Origin of the sequence: Paraburkholderia sediminicola (assembly GCF_902859805.1) — a bacterium.
GTDB classification, from domain to species: domain Bacteria; phylum Pseudomonadota; class Gammaproteobacteria; order Burkholderiales; family Burkholderiaceae; genus Paraburkholderia; species Paraburkholderia sediminicola.
The window spans coordinates 1-20,165 of the sequence record NZ_CADIKC010000019.1; the positions used below are offsets into that span (position 1 = coordinate 1).

Annotated in this window: 18 protein-coding genes and 1 tRNA gene; 11 read left to right on the forward strand and 8 right to left on the reverse strand. The window is 61.7% G+C overall.

The annotated features are described in order from the left end of the window. Positions 1 to 262: 262 nt before the first annotated feature. Together R8871_RS36175 and R8871_RS36180 are read right to left on the reverse strand one after the other, a co-directional pair. Complete coding sequence (locus R8871_RS36175; protein WP_175054705.1) at positions 263 to 727, reverse strand: hypothetical protein; 465 nt, start codon at positions 725 to 727, stop codon at positions 263 to 265. A 387-nt stretch (positions 728 to 1,114) separates the two neighbouring features. Further along, positions 1,115 to 1,960 carry a FadR/GntR family transcriptional regulator gene (locus R8871_RS36180; RefSeq protein ID WP_175054706.1) on the reverse strand — a complete coding sequence of 282 codons (846 nt, stop codon included), beginning with the start codon at positions 1,958 to 1,960 and terminating at the stop codon, positions 1,115 to 1,117. Positions 1,961 to 2,233: 273 nt separating this feature from the next. Here R8871_RS36180 and R8871_RS36185 point away from each other — a divergent pair, with 273 nt between their 5' ends. From R8871_RS36185 to dhaK, 9 genes are all read left to right on the forward strand, one after another. Continuing rightward, positions 2,234 to 3,433 carry an ABC transporter substrate-binding protein gene (locus R8871_RS36185; protein WP_175054707.1) on the forward strand — a complete coding sequence of 400 codons (1,200 nt, stop codon included), beginning with the start codon at positions 2,234 to 2,236 and terminating at the stop codon, positions 3,431 to 3,433. Between the two features lie 72 nt (positions 3,434 to 3,505). Further along, on the forward strand, positions 3,506 to 4,366 hold the full coding sequence (locus tag R8871_RS36190) for a branched-chain amino acid ABC transporter permease (protein WP_093646663.1): 861 nt from the start codon (positions 3,506 to 3,508) through the stop codon (positions 4,364 to 4,366). After that, the gene (locus tag R8871_RS36195) at positions 4,363 to 5,430 is read left to right on the forward strand and encodes a branched-chain amino acid ABC transporter permease (protein ID WP_175054708.1); all 1,068 of its coding nucleotides are present in this window, start codon (positions 4,363 to 4,365) and stop codon (positions 5,428 to 5,430) included. Before R8871_RS36190 ends, R8871_RS36195 begins: the two co-directional genes overlap by 4 nt. Then, positions 5,427 to 6,194, forward strand: coding sequence for an ABC transporter ATP-binding protein (locus R8871_RS36200; RefSeq protein WP_175054709.1), 768 nt, complete (start codon positions 5,427 to 5,429; stop codon positions 6,192 to 6,194). The genes R8871_RS36195 and R8871_RS36200 overlap by 4 nt, the downstream gene beginning before the upstream one ends. After that, positions 6,191 to 6,892, forward strand: coding sequence for an ABC transporter ATP-binding protein (locus R8871_RS36205; RefSeq protein ID WP_175054710.1), 702 nt, complete (start codon positions 6,191 to 6,193; stop codon positions 6,890 to 6,892). The genes R8871_RS36200 and R8871_RS36205 overlap by 4 nt, the downstream gene beginning before the upstream one ends. 33 nt (positions 6,893 to 6,925) lie before the next feature. Then, a complete protein-coding gene (locus R8871_RS36210) occupies positions 6,926 to 8,206 on the forward strand; it encodes a Zn-dependent hydrolase (protein ID WP_175054711.1) in 1,281 nt (426 codons plus the stop codon). After that, positions 8,203 to 9,693 (forward strand): M81 family metallopeptidase, encoded by a 1,491-nt coding sequence (locus R8871_RS36215; protein WP_175054712.1) that lies wholly within the window; start codon positions 8,203 to 8,205, stop codon positions 9,691 to 9,693. Before R8871_RS36210 ends, R8871_RS36215 begins: the two co-directional genes overlap by 4 nt. A gap of 112 nt (positions 9,694 to 9,805) precedes the next feature. Beyond that, positions 9,806 to 9,882, forward strand: a tRNA-Val gene (locus tag R8871_RS36220). A gap of 353 nt (positions 9,883 to 10,235) precedes the next feature. Next, a complete protein-coding gene (gene dhaK / locus R8871_RS36225) occupies positions 10,236 to 11,960 on the forward strand; it encodes a dihydroxyacetone kinase subunit DhaK (RefSeq protein WP_175054713.1) in 1,725 nt (574 codons plus the stop codon). Here dhaK and R8871_RS36230 read toward each other — a convergent pair. Together R8871_RS36230 and R8871_RS36235 are read right to left on the reverse strand one after the other, a co-directional pair. After that, positions 11,876 to 12,790: an amidohydrolase family protein gene (locus tag R8871_RS36230; RefSeq protein ID WP_175054714.1), complete on the reverse strand. Its 915-nt coding sequence runs from the start codon at positions 12,788 to 12,790 to the stop codon at positions 11,876 to 11,878. The genes dhaK and R8871_RS36230 overlap by 85 nt on opposite strands. A gap of 2 nt (positions 12,791 to 12,792) precedes the next feature. Then, positions 12,793 to 14,091: an MFS transporter gene (locus R8871_RS36235; RefSeq protein ID WP_175054715.1), complete on the reverse strand. Its 1,299-nt coding sequence runs from the start codon at positions 14,089 to 14,091 to the stop codon at positions 12,793 to 12,795. A 155-nt stretch (positions 14,092 to 14,246) separates the two neighbouring features. Between R8871_RS36235 and R8871_RS36240 the strand changes: the two genes are divergently transcribed. Together R8871_RS36240 and R8871_RS36245 are read left to right on the forward strand one after the other, a co-directional pair. Beyond that, positions 14,247 to 14,990, forward strand: coding sequence for a GntR family transcriptional regulator (locus tag R8871_RS36240; protein WP_175054716.1), 744 nt, complete (start codon positions 14,247 to 14,249; stop codon positions 14,988 to 14,990). 244 nt (positions 14,991 to 15,234) lie between these two features. Further along, positions 15,235 to 16,545: an MFS transporter gene (locus tag R8871_RS36245; protein WP_175054717.1), complete on the forward strand. Its 1,311-nt coding sequence runs from the start codon at positions 15,235 to 15,237 to the stop codon at positions 16,543 to 16,545. A 6-nt stretch (positions 16,546 to 16,551) separates the two neighbouring features. On the opposite strand, the gene R8871_RS38775 is transcribed toward R8871_RS36245, so the two are convergent. From R8871_RS38775 to selD, 4 genes are all read right to left on the reverse strand, one after another. After that, on the reverse strand, positions 16,552 to 16,686 hold the full coding sequence (locus tag R8871_RS38775) for a hypothetical protein (RefSeq protein ID WP_281370274.1): 135 nt from the start codon (positions 16,684 to 16,686) through the stop codon (positions 16,552 to 16,554). A gap of 3 nt (positions 16,687 to 16,689) precedes the next feature. Then, complete coding sequence (locus R8871_RS36250; protein WP_175054718.1) at positions 16,690 to 17,745, reverse strand: permease; 1,056 nt, start codon at positions 17,743 to 17,745, stop codon at positions 16,690 to 16,692. A 29-nt stretch (positions 17,746 to 17,774) separates the two neighbouring features. Beyond that, positions 17,775 to 18,842: a tRNA 2-selenouridine(34) synthase MnmH gene (mnmH, locus tag R8871_RS36255; RefSeq protein WP_175054719.1), complete on the reverse strand. Its 1,068-nt coding sequence runs from the start codon at positions 18,840 to 18,842 to the stop codon at positions 17,775 to 17,777. Between the two features lie 145 nt (positions 18,843 to 18,987). After that, the gene (gene selD / locus R8871_RS36260; protein ID WP_175054720.1) at positions 18,988 to 20,052 is read right to left on the reverse strand and encodes a selenide, water dikinase SelD; all 1,065 of its coding nucleotides are present in this window, start codon (positions 20,050 to 20,052) and stop codon (positions 18,988 to 18,990) included. Between the last annotated feature and the right edge of the window lie 113 nt (positions 20,053 to 20,165).

The window sequence follows — 20,165 nt, forward strand, 5'->3', positions numbered from 1 at the left end:
TTCCCATCCCGAACAGGACCGTGAAACGACTCCACGCCGATGATAGTGCGGATTCCCGTGTGAAAGTAGGTAATCGTCAGGCTCCCCTGCAGCATCAGAAACCCCACCCCAAAAAGGTGGGGTTTCTGCGTTTACCGGCGCAAATCTACTGCAGTGAAATACCTGTCGGCTATGGTGCCTGTTTTGCCAACGTAACTCCTATCCGTATGCCACAAAACTACCGACGGTAGTCCCCCACAGTCCAGCATCATTTCATCAAGTTTTAAGCCCTTTTCCGCACAGGCATCTGATATGACAAGCCTGCGGTGAAGCGGTCAAGTCGCTCGCTGGCATCGGTGATCGCCCAAAGGGGCGCGCTGTGCAGTTGCCGATCGTAGTCCGATGCGATTTCGGCGAAAAGCGCGAACCCTGCACTGTCCAATCTCCACTCGCCGGTCTCACGGCCGGTGTCGAAAACCGCCGACACGGCTCTCTCCGCCGCACCGATCTTTTCGCCCGTCGTCGAGCCAAAACCCGATTCAGCCAGAAAACCCGTCAACAACATGACCTGCGTGAGCGTTTGCGCATCGCTCGTGCTGCCGGCACCCCGGCGCAAGGCGTCGAGCGCCAGATGCACGCGCAGGGCAAGGTCGTCGGCGACCTGCCGTGCGATGGGCAACAGCATGGCTTTGTCATGCCGAGCACGTGCAGCGCCAGTTTTGCGGGAAAACGGAATAGGTTGTGCCATGACGGTCCAGTGTTATGCCTGTGCAGATGCAATAACGGCGCGGCCGGAAAAAGGTTGAGTCCTTATTACGCGGCTGCCACAACCCAATTTGGTCGTCGAAAGCGGTGGGATGGCTGTCTTAATCCAAACGGCATAGATTGACCGGTGCATCCGAGCTTTCATCTCGATTGCACGGTTTTCTCCGATTCCCCTCGTTTTGTCGCAGCGTCGAATCGGACAGCCTCTCGAACTACCGGGTCCCGCACCATGGCGATTTCGGACATGCCTGGCCTGCCTGGCCGTTACGTCTGGAGGTTTAGTCGGCCGTGGACACGCCGCTAGTACATAAGCCCCCCACATTCCATTGCAGACGCCGCGCCAACCAGCCGAGACATCCGTCAAACGGCTTCACTCCTCATCCGTCTCATCAACCGGCGCGACACTGCGCGCCCTCACGCGCCGGCGAATCTCCGAATCGAGAATCAGCCGTCCACGCAACTTGCCCTTCATCCGCTTCACATAGCGTGGCGCCTCGGTCATGTGGATCACCATCAGTTCGCGCACCTTTTCCACGTCACGTTCCCGTGCCGCTTTCGTGATCGCTTTGTGGATCTTCACGTTGGCGAGGCCGAAACGTTCATGTTCCACCTGCGGTGTGTCGTTACGAAATTCGATCAGTTGCCGGATCATTTCGTTGATCAACTCGCAACTGAACCGCAGGAACGGATTGGGATTCGCCGCGGCAAGGATGTCGTGAAAGTTGACGTCTTCCTGACGTTGTCGAACGATGTCCTGTCCGCCATGTGACGAAGCCGGCCGGTCGCAGCATGCAATGCTCGCTTCGAGCGCCTCGAAATCCTGCTCCGTCAGATGCGGTACCGCACCTGCCGCCAACTCCGGCTCCAGCAATTTGCGCACGGTGTAAATGTCGTCGATCGACACATCCTTGAAGAACAGGTAGTTCTGCAAGAGCTGTAGCGTGCGATCCAGCGGCACCTCAACCACCATGCCGCCACCGCTTGGGCCCGTGGTCACCTTGATGAGACCTTGCACCTCGAGCGACTTCAGCGCCTCGCGAATCGTGCTTTTGCTTACCGAAAAGAGCTGCTGCAGTTCCACCTCGCGCGGCAGGCGGTCACCTGGTTTCAGATCCTTCTCCGTGATGAGCCGCTTGATCTCTTCGGCGACCAGATCGCCACGCTTTTGCTGCTTGATCTCAATCGCGGCGCCAGCTTTGGCGCGGTCGATGGTCATCTTCGTTACTCCCAGTTTTGTCCTGCACGCTTTCGACGGACCGCCGGGCTCGTCATGGCACGAAACGCCGCGCCGCTGCCGCCAGGAATTTTGCCTTATTGACACTCGAATTTATTGTACCTACGATCGAGTCCAACCTATTTATCATGATAAATAGAACAAAGCCGGAGTGGTGGAAAACTTCTCGGCGGCCAGCAGACCTTCGTCGTCGCTTGCGCAGTCTTTCAGTTTCGCAGTCGGTCAGTGCGTGTCTCTTTCTTAAGGAGCGTAATTTTGAATCGCCGAAATATGTTGAAGCTGGCCGCGCTGTCGGCCGTTCCGGGGACGTTGGTCGCGCGTAGCGCGTTCGCGCAGGCCGGGACCTTGCAGTTCGCCTGTCCGGTGCCGATGTCGGGCCCGTTCGCGGCGAACGGTAAGTATGCCGACCTCGGCATGAAGCTCGCTATCGAGCAGTACGGCAAGGTACTTGGTCAACCGCTCGCGTACACGGTGCTCGATACGGAGGGCAAACCCGCGACGGCCGTGCGTCGCGTGCAGGAAATCGCACAGCAAAAGAATGCACGCTTCTTCGCGGGCGGTATTTTGTCGTCCGAAGCATTGGCAATGGGCAAGGAAGTGCAGAAGGCCGGTGGCATCTTTATCACCACAGCCGGCGCGGACGAAATCACCGGCAAGGACTGCAATGACGCGACTTTCCGCTGGTCCGTGCCGACCTACGGCGCGATTGAACAGACTGTGCGTCCGTTGATCCAGATGATGCCGAAAGCAAAACGCTGGTACACCATCACGCCGCAATACGTATTCGGCGACGGTTTGCTATCGGCGGCCAAGGCGATTTTCAAGGAGAAGGGCATTGAGCACGTGGGCAATAGCTACCACTCGCTCAACGAGAAGGAATTCAGCGGTTACCTGACGAATGCAGTCGCCGCGAAGCCTGACGTCCTGCTGATTCTCAACTTCGGTTCGCAATCGTCCGATACGTTGCGTCAGGCCGTGAGCTTCGGCATGAAGAACAATTGCACGATTCTGCTCGCGTGGGCTTCCGGCCTGGAGCAGTTCGAATCACTCGGCGCAGACCTGTGTGAAGGCGTCTATTTCGGCGCACAGTATTGGCACGACATCGACTCGCCGCTCAACCGCGACCTCGTCAAACGCAGCAATGCCGCGTTCAAGGCCAATCCCAACTACAGCCTTGCGGGTTCTTATATCTGCACAAAGATTTTGCTCGACGGCATCGTGAAAGCGGGCACAGTCGATCCGAAGAAAGTGGTCGCAACGCTCGAGGGGATGAAGTACGACGGCCTGACCGGTCCGGAAGAAGTCCGCAAGGGCGACCATCAGGTACTGAAGAACTACTATCTGTTGAAGGGCAAGGCGAAGAACAAGATGAAAAACGCCGACGACTACGCGGATATCGTGAGCTCCGGCCAGTCGTTCCTCCCGCTCGACAAGACCGGCTGCAAGATGGCCTGATGCATCAGTGCCGCAAGCAACGCGGCACGCTCATTAGCGAAACTCCATCGCCACACCCTTTAGACGGACGCCATGAACGTTTATCTCCTGCAGATCGTCAACGGCATCGGAGTGGGAATGCTGTATTTCCTGCTCGCGGTTGGTTTGTCGATCGTGTTCGGCCTGCTGCGCTTCGTGAATTTCGCGCACGGTGCGTTCTATCTGCTTGGCGCGTACTTTTGCTATCAGGCCATGCAGTGGTCGATGAATTTCTGGACCGCACTCGTCGTTGTGCCGATCGTCGTCGGCGCGCTTGCGTGGATCGTCGAGAAGCTGATTCTGCGGCACGTCTACGCGCAACAGCATGAGTTTCATATTCTTGTGACGGTCGGTCTCGCCCTCGTCGTGCAGGAATGTGCGATCCTGGTCTGGGGGCCGCTCGGCGACAACGTACCGGTTCCCGACATGCTGAACGGCGTGGTGATCTGGGGCAGTTTCGTGTATCCGAAGTACCGCCTGTTTGTGATCGGCTTCACGGCTGTGCTGGCTGCGCTGTTGTGGTGGGTGCTGGAGGGCACACGGCTCGGTAGCGCGGTGCGCGCCGGCAGTGAATCGACGGAAATGGTCTCGTTGCTCGGCATCAATGTGATGCGCGTTTTCAGCCTGGTGTTCGCGCTGGGCGCCGCCACTGCCGCTTTGGCCGGTGTGCTCGCCGCGCCGATTCGCGGCGTCGATCCGTTCATGGGCATCGAGGCGCTCAGCGTCGCGTTCGTCGTGGTGGTAGTCGGCGGAATGGGCAACTTTCTGGGCGCATTGGTAGGCGGACTGCTGGTCGGTATCGTGCAGAGCGTGATGAGTACATTGTGGCCGGAAGGCGCACGGCTGATGATTTATGTCGCGATGGCCGCCGTGCTGCTGCTACGGCCGAACGGCCTGCTCGGGAGAGCAGCATGATCGATACCTCGAAGCCTATCGCACAAGACGCATCTTCCCGGCCGGCTCAACGCAGTTTGAAGCACGCGCTGCATCGCTATCGCTTCCTGTTGCTTGCGTTATTGGTGGTGTGTGTATTGCCGCTGACGCTGCGTTCCGGATCGTTAGCCACGGAAGTCCTGGTGTTCGCGCTGGCCGCACTTGGTTGCAATCTGCTGCTCGGTCATACGGGTTTGCTCTCGTTCGGACAGGGCATTTTCTTCGGACTCGGCAGCTATTGCGCGGGCCTCGTCCTGACCAAAACAGGCATGCCGATACCCGTGGCGCTGCTTGCTGCGACCGTGATCGGTGCGGCTGCCGCTGCGCTGGTGGGCTGGTTTTCGATTCGTCAACGCGGCACGTACTTCGTCATGTTGACGCTCGCATTCGGGCAGTTGTTCTATTTCCTCGCCTACACCACGCCCGATCTGACCGGTGGCGACAATGGTCTGCTCGACATCCCGCGCCCGGCGTTGGGGCTATTCGGCAAGGCACTCGTGCCGTTGGCTTCGCCATGGCAGTACTACGGTTTTGTCGCCGTGCTGTTCCTCGTGGTGTTCTGGTTGCTGATGCGTGTCTCGCACTCGGTATTCGGCCGCACGTTGCTGGCGATCCGCGACAACGAGGCGCGTGCGGCCGCAGTCGGCTACGACGTTAAACGATTCAAGCTCATGGCATTCGTGATCTCCGGCGCGGTGACGGGCCTCGCTGGCGCGTTGCACGCGCTGATGACCGGCATCGCGCCGCTGTCCAATATCGATTACCACACGAGCGAGATGATTCTCGTGATGACGGTGATCGGTGGCACAGGCAATCTGTTCGCGTCGGTGCTGGGCGCAGCGTTCTATGTGTTGTTCGCCGACTGGTTGTCCACGCTATGGCCGCGCTGGTTGTTGCTGCTCGGCATCGTGCTGATCGCCGTTAGCCTTTTCATGCAGCGCGGGCTATGGGGTTTGGGCGAACGAATCTGGCAGGCGCTGCGGCGCGACCGGCCAACCGACGCTGACAACGACGCAGGCAACCACGCAACCAGGGAGCGCGTATGAGCGAAGCGATTCTGCAAGCGAGCGGCGTGGTGAAGCGGTATGGCAAATTCACAGCGCTCTCCGAAGTCAATCTGCGCGTCATGCCACGCACCGTGCATTCGGTGATCGGTCCGAATGGCGCGGGCAAGACGACGCTGTTTCACGTGTTGACGGGCACGTTGCCCATCACCGACGGGAAGATCATTTTCGACGGTCACGACGTGACGCATGAGCCCGACCATAAGCGCGTGCGTCGCGGCGTCGCGCGTTCGTTCCAGGTGACGAGCCTGTTCGCCAATCTGAGCGTGCGCGAAAATCTGCGGCTCGCCGCGCAAGGTGTCGACGCGGTGCGTGCGCTGAACGCATGGACGCCGCCGCACGGCGCTCTCACCCACGCGGACACGGTCGACAGTGTGCTTGAACGCCTCGCGTTGCAGCGCTTTAGCGAGGCGCCAGCGGGTGCGCTGTCGCATGGTCAGCAGCGCCGACTCGAAGTCGGCATGGCGCTCGCAGCGCGGCCCAAGGCAATCTTTCTGGATGAACCGACTTCCGGCATGGGCATCGACGACCTCGATGACATGAAGCAGTTGATACGCGGTCTGCGCGACGATTACACCGTCGTGCTGATTGAACACAACATGGGCATCGTGATGGACATCTCCGACACGATCACCGTCATGCAGCAGGGGCGCGTGCTGGTGGAAGGGCGCCCGGACGATATTCGCGGTGACGAGCGCGTACGCAGCGCCTACCTTGGCAACATGATCACTGGAGGCCGCGCATGATTCTCGACGTTCAGCAGATTCACGGCTTCTACGGCAAGAGTCACATCCTGCAAGGTGTGTCCCTGCAAATCAACGATGGTGAGACGGTCACGCTATTGGGTCGTAACGGCGCGGGTAAGTCGACCACGCTTAAAGGCATTGCCGGCGTCGTCACACCGCAGCGCGGTACGGTGACGTTCAACGGCGCGACAATCAACGGCATGCCGCCGCACAAGATCGCTTCGCGCGGCGTGTGCTTCGTGCCCGAGCATCGTGGCGTCTTTCGTCTGCTGACTGTCGAGGAAAACCTGCGACTCGGCGCACGCAAGGATTCGCCGTGGCAACTCGACGACATCTACCGCATATTTCCACGCCTGAAAGAGCGGCGCACAAACGGTGGTGCGCAACTCTCCGGCGGCGAACAGCAGATGCTCGCGATTGGCCGTGCGTTGATGAATCATCCGCGGCTGTTGATGCTCGACGAGCCCGTTGAAGGTCTTGCGCCGGTGATCGTCGAAGAGATCGTCGCGCAACTCAAACTGATCCGTGAAGCGGGCGTCGCGATTCTGCTGGTCGAGCAGAATCTGGAAGTCTGCACACAACTCGCGGATCGTCACTACATCATCGAACAAGGCGTGATCGTCTACGAAGGCGACAACGCTTCCTTCGCCGCCGACGATTCGATCAAGGACCGTTATCTCGGCGTGGGCGTTGTCTAACGCCTACGCTGTCTTCATTACGAGGAAGCATCGATGCAAGTTCATGAATCAACACCCGTCGCGACGCTCGTTGATCTGCGCGTCGACGGCGCGCGGCTCTGGGACAGTCTCATGCAACTCGCGCAAATTGGCGCGACGGATAAAGGCGGTGTGTGCCGGCTTGCATTGACCGAACTGGACCGCAAGGCGCGCGACCTGTTTATAGCGTGGGCGAAGGAGATTGGGTGCAGTGTGCGGGTCGACGCGATCGGTAATATCTTCGCGCGTCGTGCGGGTTTGCGTGACGACCTGCCGCCGGTGATGACCGGCAGCCACATCGATACGCAACCGACGGGCGGCAAGTTCGACGGCAATTACGGCGTGCTGGCTGGTCTTGAAGTGTTGCGCACATTGGCCGACGCCAACATAAGGACGCTCGCGCCGCTGGAAGTCGCGGTGTGGACCAATGAAGAAGGCTCGCGTTTCGTGCCGGTGATGATGGGTTCAGGCGTGTTCGCCGGTGCGTTCACGTTGGAGCATGCGCTCGAACAACGCGATCGCGAGGGCATTTCGGTGCGCGACGCACTCGCGTCAATCGGTTATGCCGGCGACAGCGCAAAGCCTCATGCAGTCGGCGCGTATTTCGAAGCGCATATCGAACAAGGGCCGGTACTGGAGGCGCATGACACGACGATTGGCGTCGTGCAGGGCGCGTTAGGCCAGCGCTGGTACGACGTGACAGTGCACGGCATGGAAGCGCACGCCGGGCCGACACCGATGGAACTGCGCCGCGACGCATTGCTCGTCGCGGCGGATCTGATTCACGCGGTGAATCGCATTGCCCTCGATCATGCGCCGCACGGGCGCGGGACGGTCGGCTGGCTCGACGTGCATCCGAATTCACGTAACGTAATTCCAGGCCGCGTGACCCTGACGGTCGATCTGCGAGCCGCTGACGATGCCTCGCTCACAGAGATGGATGCTGCACTACGCGCTGCCTGCGCGACTGCGGGTGAGAAGGCCGGCATCACGGTCGACGTCGAGCAAGTGGTGTATTTCCAGCCCCAACCGTTCGCGGCGGACCTGGTCGCCGCGGTTCAGCAGGGCGCGGACACGCTCGGCTTTTCGTCGATGGACGTCATCAGCGGCGCGGGCCACGACGCCGTCTATCTCGCGCGCGTTGCACCTGCAGCGATGATCTTCGTGCCGTGCAAGGACGGCATCAGCCACAACGAAATCGAAGACGCGCGCGCAGACCATCTGGAAGCCGGCTGTAACGTGCTCTTGCAAGCGATGCTGAACGCCGCGCAAACGACGGGGGGCACGGAAGCATGAAAGTCCTGATTGCAAGGATGAACCACGAGACCAACACGTTCTCGCCGGTGGCCACGCCGCTTGCAGCGTTCGGTCGCAATGGCCCGAGTTATGGCGAAGACGCGTTCAACGAAAATAAGGGCATGCAGACGGCCATGGCCGCGTTCATCGACGCAGCCGAGCGCGAGCATGCCGGAATCGTGACGCCCATTTCCGCATCGGCCAATCCGAGCGGACCAGTCGAAGCCGCTGCGTACGATGCGATCTGCGATGCAATCGTTGCGGCCGCAACGGACTGCGATGCGGTGATGCTGGACCTGCACGGCGCAATGGTCGCCGAGAATACGAACGACGGCGAAGGCGATCTGCTCGAACGCGTGCGCGCCGCGCTGCCTGATGCGCCGATTGCCGTCGCACTCGATCTGCACGGCAACGTCACGCAGAAGATGATCGACAACGCCGACGTGATCGTCAGTTTCAAAACCTATCCGCACGTCGATATGTACGAGACCGGCGCGCATGCGGCGCGTCTGCTGTTCGACCTGATCCACGGCAGGGCGAAGCCGGTGATCGCATGGCGCCAGCCGCCGCTGCTCACGCATACGCTGCGCAGTGCGACGGCCGAAGGCGCGATGAAGCGTGCGGTAGAAGCCGCACGCGAGGCGGAGGCCGAAGGCATGCTCGCGGTGTCGGTGCTGTCCGGCTTCTCACTCGCCGATATCGAGGCGCCGTGTATCAGCGTCGTGGTGGTGGCGAACGGTGACCGTGCGCGAGCGCAAGCCGTGGCGGAGCGCATCGCGCAACAGATCTGGAACGAGCGCGAGGATTTCGTTTATCGCAGCGCGCCGCTGGCGGAGTCGGTCGCGCAGGCCGCAGTGCTCGCACAGGGCGCGGACAAACCGGTCCTGTTGCTCGATCACGGCGACAACTGCATGTCGGGCGGTACGTGTGACACGATGGACCTGCTGGAGGAAGCGCTTAAGCAGAAGCTAGAAGGAGTCGTGAGCGGGCCGTTGTGCGATCCGCAGGCTGTCGCTGCGCTGATGGCGGCGGGCGTCGGCAGCACGGTGACGGTGACGATCGGCAACAAGGTCGCAAGCAGCGCGGTGACGCCGCAGCCGCCGGTTGCCGTGACCGGTGTGGTGCGTGCGCTGACCGATGGTGAGTACGTGATCAGCGGCCCGACCTACACAGGTCAGCGTGCGTTCATGGGGCGCGCTGCTGTGCTCGACACCGGCACAGTCAAGCTCGTGATGACCGAGCGCACGCACGAACCATGGGACCTCGGTGTATTCGAGAGTGTCGGCATCGATCCGCGCCGGGCGCGTTTCCTGTTGCTCAAATCACGCATGTACTGCCGCCCGGTTTTCGTGCCGATCGCCGCCGGCCTGGTGGAGTGCGATAGCCGTGGTGTGACGAGTTCAGATTACGGGCTGTTCAAGTTCGAGCACGTGAAGCGGCCGGTGTTTCCGCTGGACGCGCAGACCGAATGGGCGTCGACAAACTGAAGCGGGTTGAACAACGAACCGCACGATGAATCGACGGACACTCGTTAGCAAACATACTTGCCCTGCAGGGCTTGTGCGACGCGTCCGGAGTCTCTATAATTCGCGCCTCTAAAGGCTCGTAGCTCAGTTGGTTAGAGCACCACCTTGACATGGTGGGGGTCGTTGGTTCGAATCCAATCGAGCCTACCAACGCATATGTGACGTAGACGAAAGCGGCTCCGCTTTCGTCTACTGTCATGTTCTCGCATCACATCGGCGCACTTCATCATCGTGCGGCTGTCCTGTCAGTTTCTCCCCTTTGCATTGCCCGTATTTCGCCACGATTTGACTCGTTCGCTGATACCGTCGCGCGGTCGCTGCATATCGACGCATTTTCACTGGCGCACCGCCGTCACCAAGCCGAAGTGTCCGCCTGAGCACCGTCACCGCTTCACGTCACATTCTCCCGATGCGCGGTACAGTTGAGCCTCCAGGTCTCGCAACTGCATAAACTGCCGTGAGCTCGCAACACAGGGCCGGCAGCTTAAAAGGAAGCTGACGCAATGAAGAAGCTCATCAACGACGTCTCCGCATTCGTCCCGGACATGCTCGACGGACTCGCGGCGCTCAATCCCAATCTCTCGTTGTTGCAAGGCAGCACGATCGTCGTGCGTGCCGATGCCGAGTCGGTTGCCGCCCGTGGAGAAGTCGCGCTGATCTCCGGTGGCGGCTCGGGGCACGAACCGGCTCATGGCGGCTACGTAGGCCACGGCATGCTGAGCGCAGCGGTAGCGGGCGAGGTGTTCACGTCGCCCTCCACCGATGCCGTGCTCGATGCAATTCGCGCCGTCTCCGGCGCCGCGGGGGTGCTACTGATCGTGAAAAACTACACGGGCGACCGCTTCAACTTCGGCCTCGCCGCCGAGATCGCGCGTGCTGAAGGTATCCCTGTGGAAATGGTCATCGTCGCCGACGACGTCGCGCTGGCAGCGAGTGGTGACCATGCGGGCCGTCGCGGGCTCGCCGGGACCGTGCTGGTTCACAAGATTGCCGGCGCGGCCGCCGCAGCGGGGCGTCCGTTAGCGGAGGTCGCACAGATCGCGCGTGACGTGGCCGCTTCGCTCGGCACGATGGGCGTTGCGCTCACGCCGTGCACGGTGCCGGCTGCGGGCAAGGCGGGTTTCGAACTGGCCGATGGCGAAATCGAATGGGGTCTCGGCATTCATGGCGAACCCGGTGTGGAGCGCGGCGCGCTGGAACCGGCCGACGCGATCGTCGAAAGGCTGCTGGCGAAGATCGCCGGTGACTTGTCGTTGCAACCTGGCGCGCGCGTGGCCCTGCTGGTGAACAATCTCGGCGGCACGCCTTCGAGTGAATTGAGCATCGTGGCCGGGGCCGCGCTTCGTTATCTGGCGGCACGCGGCATCCATGTGGAGCGCGCGTGGTCCGGTACGTTCCTGAGCGCGCTTGAGATGTCGGGCGTCTCGCTGACGCTGCTGCGCGTGGACGATGAGCGGCTCTGCTGGCTCGACGCTGCCGCGCACACCACCGCATGGCCCGCGTTGAGCGGCCGCGTCGCGCAGGTTTCCGTGCGGCCCGCGCCTGCCGCGCCGGATCACGCGAACGGCGCGACGCTCGCGCGAGAAGCGACGTTGCGCCGCGTGATCGAAGCCGTTTGCGCTTGCCTGCTCGAAGCCGAGCCGACCTTGACCGACATGGATCAGCGCGTTGGAGATGGCGACCTCGGCATCAGCCTGTCGCGTGGGGCGCGCGGCATTCTTCATGAGCTCGATACCTATCCTGCGGAAACAGCGCCGGGCGCTGTGTTGCGCAGCCTGTCCGCAACGGTGCGGCGCGTGGTCGGCGGCACGTCGGGCCCGCTTTACGCGGTGATGTTGCTGCGTGCCGCGGTCGCGCTCGAGCAGGCCGGTGATGAATCGTCGGCGCGGGTGTGGTCAGCGGCGTTCAGTGAAGGCGTTGCGGGATTGATGGCGTTAGGCGGTGCGCATCCGGGCGATCGCACAATGGTCGATGCACTGAAGCCTGCCGCCGATGCGTTGCAAGCCGCGCTCGCAAAGTCGGAAGGTGGGCTCGATGCAGCATTGAAAGCCGCGGTCGATGCTGCAACCGAAGGTACGGCGCAAACCGCGTCGATGCATCCGCGGCGTGGGCGGTCGAGTTATGTCGGTGATCGCGCGCTAGGTTACGCTGACCCTGGTGCGCATGCCGTGGCGTTGTGGCTCGGTGCGACTCGCGCGGAACTCGCGCAGCGGTTCCCGGATTCCTGATCGAATCCGTAGAACAGCGCAGGGGTTGTGCAAAGAATCGCGTCGACCACCGCCGCGTCCAGGCCGATTTCCAATAGCGTCGATAACGACTGGCCATAGTTCATCACATGCTCATACTGAGTATGAGGCCAGTCGCTTCCCCACATCAGCCGCCCAGCGCCGAAGTGTTCGACAAGCTGGCTCGTCGCCTCATGCACAAAACTCGAACCCAGAGCCGCACATCGGTACGCACCCGAGACCTTGACCCACACGCGACCTGTTCCGCCATAACCGAGCAAGCTCCTGAAGCCAGAATCGTGAATACCTTTCGCAGGATCCGGGCGTCCGAAATGATCGACGACCACGGGGATGCCGGCTTCCAGTAAGCGATCGAGCATCGGTGCCAGGTCCTGCGCATTCCGGTGTAGTTCGACGTGCCAACCCAACTTCGATAATCGCTCGAGCAACGGCGTCCAGGATTTTGCTCCAAGATCCGGCAATGCCTGCTCGATCAGATTGAGCCGTATGCCGGTTACGCCTCGACCGTGCAGGTCGGCCAGCGCTTCCTCCGAAGCGTCGGGCGCAACGACCGCTACGCCTCTTAAACGGTGCGTATCTCGCGACAGTGCTTGCAGCAGGTAGCGATTGTCTGTCCCGAGAAAGCTCGGCTGTACCAGAACCGCGCGCCCGATGTCGTGCGTGTTGAGCAGTTGCAAATACGTGTCGAGCGTTGCGTCGTAGTCCGGCGCGTAGCGACGGCTATCCGTGAGCGGCAAGCCTCTTTCGAAGACGTGCGCGTGAGTGTCCACGCGGAAGGAGTGGGACTGAGCGAGGGATACGGAAGCACTCATGATCAGCCCCGCGGCGGGTCCAGGGTCAATCGCGTGTTGTCGACGGCGTCGGGTGCCGATTCAGGCACCACGCCACGCAGACGTTTGCCACGCGTCTCAGGAAGCAGCAACACCGCGATCATCGCGAGGCCGTAAGCAATGGCCGCGTCGATTCCGATTGCCATACCGAGCGACATCGAATGACTCATGTAGCCGACGAGCACAGGGAAGCCCGCCGAGGCGATCCGTCCGAAGTTGTAGCAGAATCCGACGCCTGTGCCGCGCATGTCGGCCGGATACAGTTCGTTGAAAAGCGGGCCGAGACTTGCTGGGATGCCCGCGGCGAACAAGCCGAGTGGGAAGCCCAGCACGAGCATTTGCGTGTTGGTCAGCGGCAGCATCACGTAAGCGAGAACCGTCACGATGCAGCAGAACGCGAAGAGGGCGACATTGCGCCGGCGGCCAATGAGGTCGAGCAGATAGGCGCTCAACATACAGCCGCACCAGAAGGCCACGATGACGACCGCCAGATAACCACCGGTGTTCAGAACCGATAAGTGCCGTTCTTTGGCAAGGAAGGTGGGTAGCCAGGTCATGATCGCGTAGTACCCGCCATGCGCGCCGGTGCCCAGCACGGCGCCGATCACGGTGGTCCGGAGCACGCGCGGCTGGAAGACCTGGGTTATCTGCCCGAGCACCGAGACCTTGGGAGCAGCGCTCGCCGGCGCGACGCGTGCCGGTTCCTTCAGATTGCGCCGGACGAATAAGACCAGGCCGGCCGGCACGAGGCCGACGGCGAACATCACGCGCCATGCAGTGTCCGACGGCAACCAGGAGAACGCCGCGGCATACACCAGCACCGCCGCGCCCCAGCCGACCGCCCAGGCGCTTTGCACGGCGCCCATCGCCTTGCCGCGGTGTTCGGTACGAATGGTTTCCGCCATCAATACCGCGCCTGCCGCCCACTCGCCGCCGAATCCGAATCCTTGCAACGCCTTGAGAACCAGGAGTTGCGGGAAGTTTTGCGCGAACGCGCAGAGAAAGGTGAAGCCGGCGAACCAGAGGATCGTTATTTGCAAGGTCCGGACCCGCCCGATGCGGTCCGACAACGCGCCTGCGATCCAGCCACCGAGCGCCGAGGAGATCAACGTCACGCTGCTGATCGCGCCGGCCTGCGTATGGTCGATGCCGTACGCGGCAATGATCGCGGGAATGGCCAGGGTGAACATCTGCACATCGAGCGCGTCGAGTCCCCAACCCGCAAAGCACCCCCAGAAGGTGTTGCGTTCGAGGGGCGTGCCTTGCTTGTACCACGTGAACATAGCCGTCTCCGTCGTGCTTATCATGTAGTCATATATATGACTACATGAATGGTGGCCGCAAAGCCGCCAGAAGTCATTGAGTATTAACCCTTGCTCACGTTGCCGTTGTGGGATGTTGTACAGTAGTTACTCCTCTGAACAACTATATGAATGCTATGGACGCAACCTCTTTCGTGACCAGGCCGGATGGTCGGTTGCCCCGCTATCAGCAATTGCGTGACGACCTGGTTGGCCGCATTGCCGCGGGCGAATGGGCGTTGGAGGAACCCATCGCCACGGAAGCGGAGTTGGGGCAGTTCTATAACGTCTCCACTGGCACGGTTCGTAAAGCGATCGATCTGCTGGTTGTCGACGGCGTGCTCACGCGCAGCCAGGGCAAGGGCACATTTATTCGCCGGCCCCGTTTCGATTCGTCCCTGTTTCGCTTCTTCCGTTTCAAGTCGCGCGACGGCGAGCCGGTGCGGCCGACCGCGCGCGTGCTCAAGCGCGAGATCGTGAAACCCGGCGAAGAAATTCGCTCTACTTTGGGGATGAAAGCCTCCGAGAAAGCGATTCACCTCTCACGTGTGCGCCTGATCGAAGGCCAGGCGGTTCTGTCTGAAGAAATCTGGTTGCCGCGCGCGCGTTTCGAGCCCCTGGCCACCTTGCCGCTCGGCGATTTCGAGGACCTGTTGTATCCGTTGTATGAGCGTCTTTGCCGGCAGATCGTGGCGTCTGCTACGGAAATCTTAAGAGTAGAACAAGCCACATCCGACGATGCCTCGCTTCTCGATGTAGCGGTCGGCAGCCCCGTGATTCAAGTCCAGCGTGTCGCGTCAGACTTCGCGGGCACGCCGTTCGAATGGCGCAGCACGCGCGGCGCCGCCGCGACGTTTCAGTATCAGGTGGAAATCCGCTGAGTCAGCTACCTGCTGGAATACAGCGGAGCTGATCCGCCTCAACCTCACTCCGTTTTCTTTGAACACAGTGCCGCCAGGATCGCTGGGGCTGCACGTGCCTATCCGGGTATCACCTCATGGTGTCCAGCGTCAGTTCATATAAACATATATATGACTACATCAATCTGGCCGTTTCTCCCGACGTAGCGGCTGCCATGCCGCGAGGCGAGTGGCGAAGGCGGCCGGCGAGGAAACCGGAGCGGACATGTCTACGCAGGCAGGATTTGAGCAGCAGGTAATGAGAAAGATGGCGTGGCGGCTGATGCCGCTTCTGATCGTCATGTTTCTGATTTCGTTTATCGACCGTCAGAACGTCGGTTTCGCCAAGCTGGAGATGGTGCATGCCCTCGGCATGACGGAAGCGTCATACGGGCTGGGCGCCTCGCTGTTCTTCATCGGTTACCTCATCTTCGAGGTGCCCAGCACACTGGCGCTGCATCGTTTCGGCGCGCGGACCTGGCTTGCGCGCATCATGATGACCTGGGGCGTGGTCACAGTGCTGATGGCGTTCGCGCGCTCGCTGCCCGTCTTCTATTCCTTTCGCTTCGCACTGGGCGTTGCCGAAGCCGGTTTTTATCCCGGCGTCATCTACTACCTCACGCAGTGGTTCCCGCAGAGCTATCGCACCAAAGTGCTGGGGTTCTTCACGCTGGGCAGTTCGCTCGCCAACATGCTGGGCTCGCTGGTCGGCGGTCTTCTTCTGACGCTAGGCGGCACGTGGGGCTTCGCGGGCTGGCAGTGGGTGTTTATTGCCACCGGCATTCCCGCCATTCTGATTGCGTTCGTCGCGCTCAAGTTCTTGCCGAATTCGGTGCAGGAAGCGCCGTTCCTTTCGCCGCAGGAGAAGGATGTCGTCATTGCCGCGCTCAAGCGGGAAGCGTCGGATGACGCCAAGGCGACGCGGCCCTGGGGCGCATTGCTCGATCCGAAGGTGCTCATGTTCGCGCTGACGTACATGCTGATGTCGACGTCGTTATACGGGGTGACCTACTGGATGCCGACGCTGCTAAAAAGCGATGGCGTGTCGTCTTCGCTGAACGGTCTGCTGAACATGATTCCGTGGGCGCTCGCGACACTGCTTCTGCTGTGGCTGCCCGGCAAGCTCAAGCGTGAGCGCGTCGTGTTGAAGGCGATGAGCGTGGTAGCCGGAATCGGCGTCGTTTGTTTTGCGTCGAGTCTCGTCCTGCCGACCGCGTCGTTGCGTTTTGCCGCGCTGTGCCTGGGCGGGGCGTGTATACCGTTGCTCTATCCGTGCTTCTGGTCGCTGCCCCCGCGATTCTTCTCCGGTGCAAGGGCCGCGGCGAGTGTGGCGGCGATCAATGCGATCGGCAATCTGGGCGGCTTTGCCGGGCAGAATCTGATGCCCTATGTCGGCAAGGTGGCGCACAGCCATGTTGCGCCGATGCTGGTGCCGACGGCGTGTCTGTTCGCGTTGGGGATTGGCACGGCTATCGCCGCGCTGATCGGCGCGCGCCGCAGGATGACGCTCGAGTCGGCGACGATTCGTCCGACGTAGATCCCGTCAGGGACGGAGCAGGTCGAAGCCGGCCAGCGCGACAACCCCGCTGATGACGATCAGGGCCACCGAGTGCTGTCCGAAGTAAAGAAGGCCGGCGGCCGACCAGCTCGTTAGAGCGAATGCTGCGATACGTTTCATCGTTTAGAAGCCCAAAGCGATAGCCAATAACCCGCTGACCACCCCGCAAACCACCACGGCCAGTGCTACCACCGTCAGCACGCGCCTGGGGAACGAGCGCCCAAGCATGGCCATCGACGGCACGCTGATCAGCGGCAGCGTCATCAGCAACGCGCCAGCCGGACCCGCAGCCATGCCGAAGGAGAGCATGGCCTGAATGATCGGCACTTCGCCCGCGGTCGGAATCACGAACAGCGTTCCGGCAATCGCCAAAGCGACGATCCACAGCAGGCTGTTATCGATGCTGGGTCCGATGTGCGGGAACAGCCATGCTCGTGCGGCGCCGAGAATCAGCACCAGGACGATGTATTCAGGAATCAGCCGCAGCGTCATTGTTCCGAGGATTTTCACCCAGCGTGTGAACGCGGTGCCCGGGTCGTCGGTGGTGACGAGTTGCGCCACGGCTTCGCGCGACGCTTCGGCTTCTTGCGGCGTGACCATGCGGTTCACCAGGTAGCCGAGACCGAACACCATCACGAGGCCGAGGGCAAGCCGCAAGCCCATCCATTGCCAGCCGAGCACGAAGCCCATGAAGATCAGCGTGGCTGGGTTCAGCGCGGTATTGCCCAGCCAGAAGGCGATGGCCGCACCCGGTGCTGCCTGACGGGCGCGCAAGCCGGCCACGACCGGCGCCGCGCAGCACGTGCACATCATGCCCGGTAACGACATCAGGCCGCCCTTCACCACGCTGCTGAAATCGGACCGGCCGAGCGCGCGTGCGACCCACTGAGGCGGAATCAGCGCCTGCACCGCCGAGCCCAGCAGAAGCCCTAGCACCATGGCTTGCCAGATCGCCTTGCCGTAGGCCAGTGCGTAATCGAAGGCGGCCTGCCACGAGGCAGCCGGCGCGCTCGACGCCGTGCCCATCAGGATCGACTTGCCGATGGAATGCTGACTCGCGGCGACGAAGGCGCGGTTGTAGTACGGAAACCACTTCACATAGAAGAGTCCGACGACGGCGATCAGCAGGAACACGATCCAGCCAAGGGCGACGCGGGGCTGCCGAAGGGTTGATTGCATGATGAATGGTCTTGAACGTTAGTTTTTAGTCAGATGACGGCGAGCGCGTTGTTATCGAGCTGGGCAAGCAGGGCCTTTGCCTGCTCAACGAGATCGGCGTCGTTGGGCCGAAAATTCATTTGCAACGCCCGTGGCAACTGCACGAAATGCTGATGGCTGCTGCGCGCATACGCCGGATCATAGTGCCGCTCGATCAGCTCGCGCGCGAGCTCGGCCCGGCTATTTTCATCGACGAGATGTTGCCAGCCCGTGACACGTTCGCGGCTATGCAAACCGATCATCTTCTGCAACTGTGCTTTCAACGATTCAGGATCGTCGAACAGATGCGCATAGTCATGCAGCAGGAACGCCGCGCGGTCTTCGTGGCTCGACAGCACTTCGACGCAGGCGCCCTGATGAAACGTGTCGAGGAGCGCGAGCGGCAGCGCAACCGAACCGATTCGCCGGCTCTCCGCTTCGACGAACACCGGCCGTTTGGGATCGAATGTGCGCAGAGCAGTCACCAGCAGTGTGTCGAAGCGCTTTTGCGACGGCTGCTCAATGCCGGCCCATGCGCCGAGCAGCGAGCCGCGATGGGCGGCCAGCGCTTCGAGATCCAGCGTCTGCGCGCCCGCCTGGCGCAGCGCCTCGAGCAGGCGTGTCTTGCCGCTGCCGGTCGGGCCCACTAGCGCGATGTAGTTGAACTTCTTCGGCAGCGTATCGAGGGTGTCCAGCGTCGCGCGCCGATAGCCTTTATAGCCGCCGTCCAGCTGACGTGCCGGCCAGCCGATCATATTGAACAGCGTCGTGACCGAGCCCGAACGTTTCCCGCCGCGCCAGCAATAGATCAGCGGCCGCCAGTTGCGCGGCCGGTCGGCGAAGGTGGTTTCCAGGTGGTGCGCGATGTTGCGCGCAACCAGCGCCGCGCCGATCCGCGTGCCTTCGAACGGTGAGACCTGCTTGTAAGTTGTACCGACCAGAACACGCTCTTCGTTGCTCAGCACAGGTGCGTTGAGCGCGCCGGGAATGTGGTCTTCGGCGAATTCAAGAGGCGTGCGTACGTCGATGATTTCATCGAAATCACCGGCTTGATCGAGGCTGACGAGTAGGTTTTTCAAGGGGTTACGGACGAAACGGACCGGCGGGGGAAGCGAAATTATCGCATGCGGCGTGAATACCGGCTGGCGAGCCGCCCAGGCCCGCTTCCAGGAACTGCGGCTTGCCTTGCTTCGCTCGGCCTTGCCGATGAAACCCGCTTGCGACTCAGCTAACTTCGACTCGCTTTTCTCCCCTGACCATTTCGCCGATCACACACGCCTCGTGGAAACCGTCGGCGCGGAACAGGGCGAGCACTTCGTCGACTACAGCCGGCGCGCACGAAACCAGCAGGCCGCCCGAGGTTTGCGGATCGGTGAGCAGGGTGCGAGCCGTCGACGGCAATGAGGAGGGCAAAACGATATCTTTACCGTAAGCGTCCCAGTTGCGCCCGGAAGCGCCGGTAAAAATGCCGGCTTCCGCGAAGCTGACCACATCCGGCAGCCAGGGCAGATCTGCATAGCGCACGCGGGCGGTCAGATTCGACCCGCGGGCCAATTCCAGCGTATGGCCCAGTAAGCCGAAACCGGTGATGTCTGTGAGGGCATGTACGCCGTCAAGCGCGGACAGCGCCGCGCCCGGCCGGTTGAGTTTGGTCGTGGCCGCGATCATCGCAGCGTAGCCGTTTGAATCGAGCCGGTCCTTTTTCAACGCCGCCGACAGCACGCCCACGCCCAGCGGTTTGCCGAGGATCAGCACGTCGCCAGCCCGTGCGCCAGCATTGCGTTTGACTCGCCGCGGATCGACCACACCGATCGCAACCAGGCCATAGATCGGCTCCACCGAATCGATCGAATGACCGCCGGCGAGGGGAATGCCGGCCTCGGCGCAGACGGACTCGCCACCCTTCAACACCGCTGCGATCACGTCGTGCGGCAGCACATTGATCGGCATGCCGACTATCGCCAGCGCCATGATCGGCTTGCCGCCCATGGCGTAGACGTCGGACAGTGCATTGGTTGCGGCGATGCGGCCGAAGTCGAACGGGTCGTCGACGATCGGCATGAAGAAATCGGTGGTGGCGACGATCGCCTGCTCGTCGTTGAGCCGGTAGACGGCGGCGTCGTCGGCGGTATCGTTGCCGACCAGCAGGTCGGGGAAGAACGGCAGCGGCGCGCTGCGCTTGAGCAGATCGGCGAGCAGGCCGGGAGCGATCTTGCAGCCGCAGCCTCCGCCGTGCGACAGGCTGGTCAGGCGGGGCGAAGGGTTTGCTGCTGGGAGGGTGTCGGTCATGTGTAGCGCGGATTTCAGGCTTCGAATGACCACATTATGGCCGTTGTTCGCGCGCTGCGCAGAACCGCGGCTACTCACGGCGTGGGTCGTTGCGGACGCAATCAACTGATGCA

Excerpts from the sequence above, each read along its gene's own strand:
- R8871_RS36200 (WP_175054709.1), top strand. The coding sequence starts at position 5,427 with ATGAGCGAAGCGATTCTGCAAGCGAGCGGCGTGGTGAAGCGGTATGGC.
- R8871_RS36195 (WP_175054708.1), top strand. The coding sequence starts at position 4,363 with ATGATCGATACCTCGAAGCCTATCGCACAAGACGCATCTTCCCGGCCG.
- R8871_RS36230 (WP_175054714.1), bottom strand. The coding sequence starts at position 12,790 with ATGAGTGCTTCCGTATCCCTCGCTCAGTCCCACTCCTTCCGCGTGGAC.
- R8871_RS36210 (WP_175054711.1), top strand. The coding sequence starts at position 6,926 with ATGCAAGTTCATGAATCAACACCCGTCGCGACGCTCGTTGATCTGCGC.
- R8871_RS36215 (WP_175054712.1), top strand. The coding sequence starts at position 8,203 with ATGAAAGTCCTGATTGCAAGGATGAACCACGAGACCAACACGTTCTCG.
- R8871_RS36180 (WP_175054706.1), bottom strand. The coding sequence starts at position 1,960 with ATGACCATCGACCGCGCCAAAGCTGGCGCCGCGATTGAGATCAAGCAG.
- R8871_RS36245 (WP_175054717.1), top strand. The coding sequence starts at position 15,235 with ATGTCTACGCAGGCAGGATTTGAGCAGCAGGTAATGAGAAAGATGGCG.
- R8871_RS36250 (WP_175054718.1), bottom strand. The coding sequence starts at position 17,745 with ATGCAATCAACCCTTCGGCAGCCCCGCGTCGCCCTTGGCTGGATCGTG.
- R8871_RS36175 (WP_175054705.1), bottom strand. The coding sequence starts at position 727 with ATGGCACAACCTATTCCGTTTTCCCGCAAAACTGGCGCTGCACGTGCT.
- R8871_RS36190 (WP_093646663.1), top strand. The coding sequence starts at position 3,506 with ATGAACGTTTATCTCCTGCAGATCGTCAACGGCATCGGAGTGGGAATG.
- selD (WP_175054720.1), bottom strand. The coding sequence starts at position 20,052 with ATGACCGACACCCTCCCAGCAGCAAACCCTTCGCCCCGCCTGACCAGC.
- R8871_RS36205 (WP_175054710.1), top strand. The coding sequence starts at position 6,191 with ATGATTCTCGACGTTCAGCAGATTCACGGCTTCTACGGCAAGAGTCAC.
- R8871_RS38775 (WP_281370274.1), bottom strand. The coding sequence starts at position 16,686 with ATGAAACGTATCGCAGCATTCGCTCTAACGAGCTGGTCGGCCGCCGGC.
- dhaK (WP_175054713.1), top strand. The coding sequence starts at position 10,236 with ATGAAGAAGCTCATCAACGACGTCTCCGCATTCGTCCCGGACATGCTC.
- R8871_RS36240 (WP_175054716.1), top strand. The coding sequence starts at position 14,247 with ATGGACGCAACCTCTTTCGTGACCAGGCCGGATGGTCGGTTGCCCCGC.
- R8871_RS36235 (WP_175054715.1), bottom strand. The coding sequence starts at position 14,091 with ATGTTCACGTGGTACAAGCAAGGCACGCCCCTCGAACGCAACACCTTC.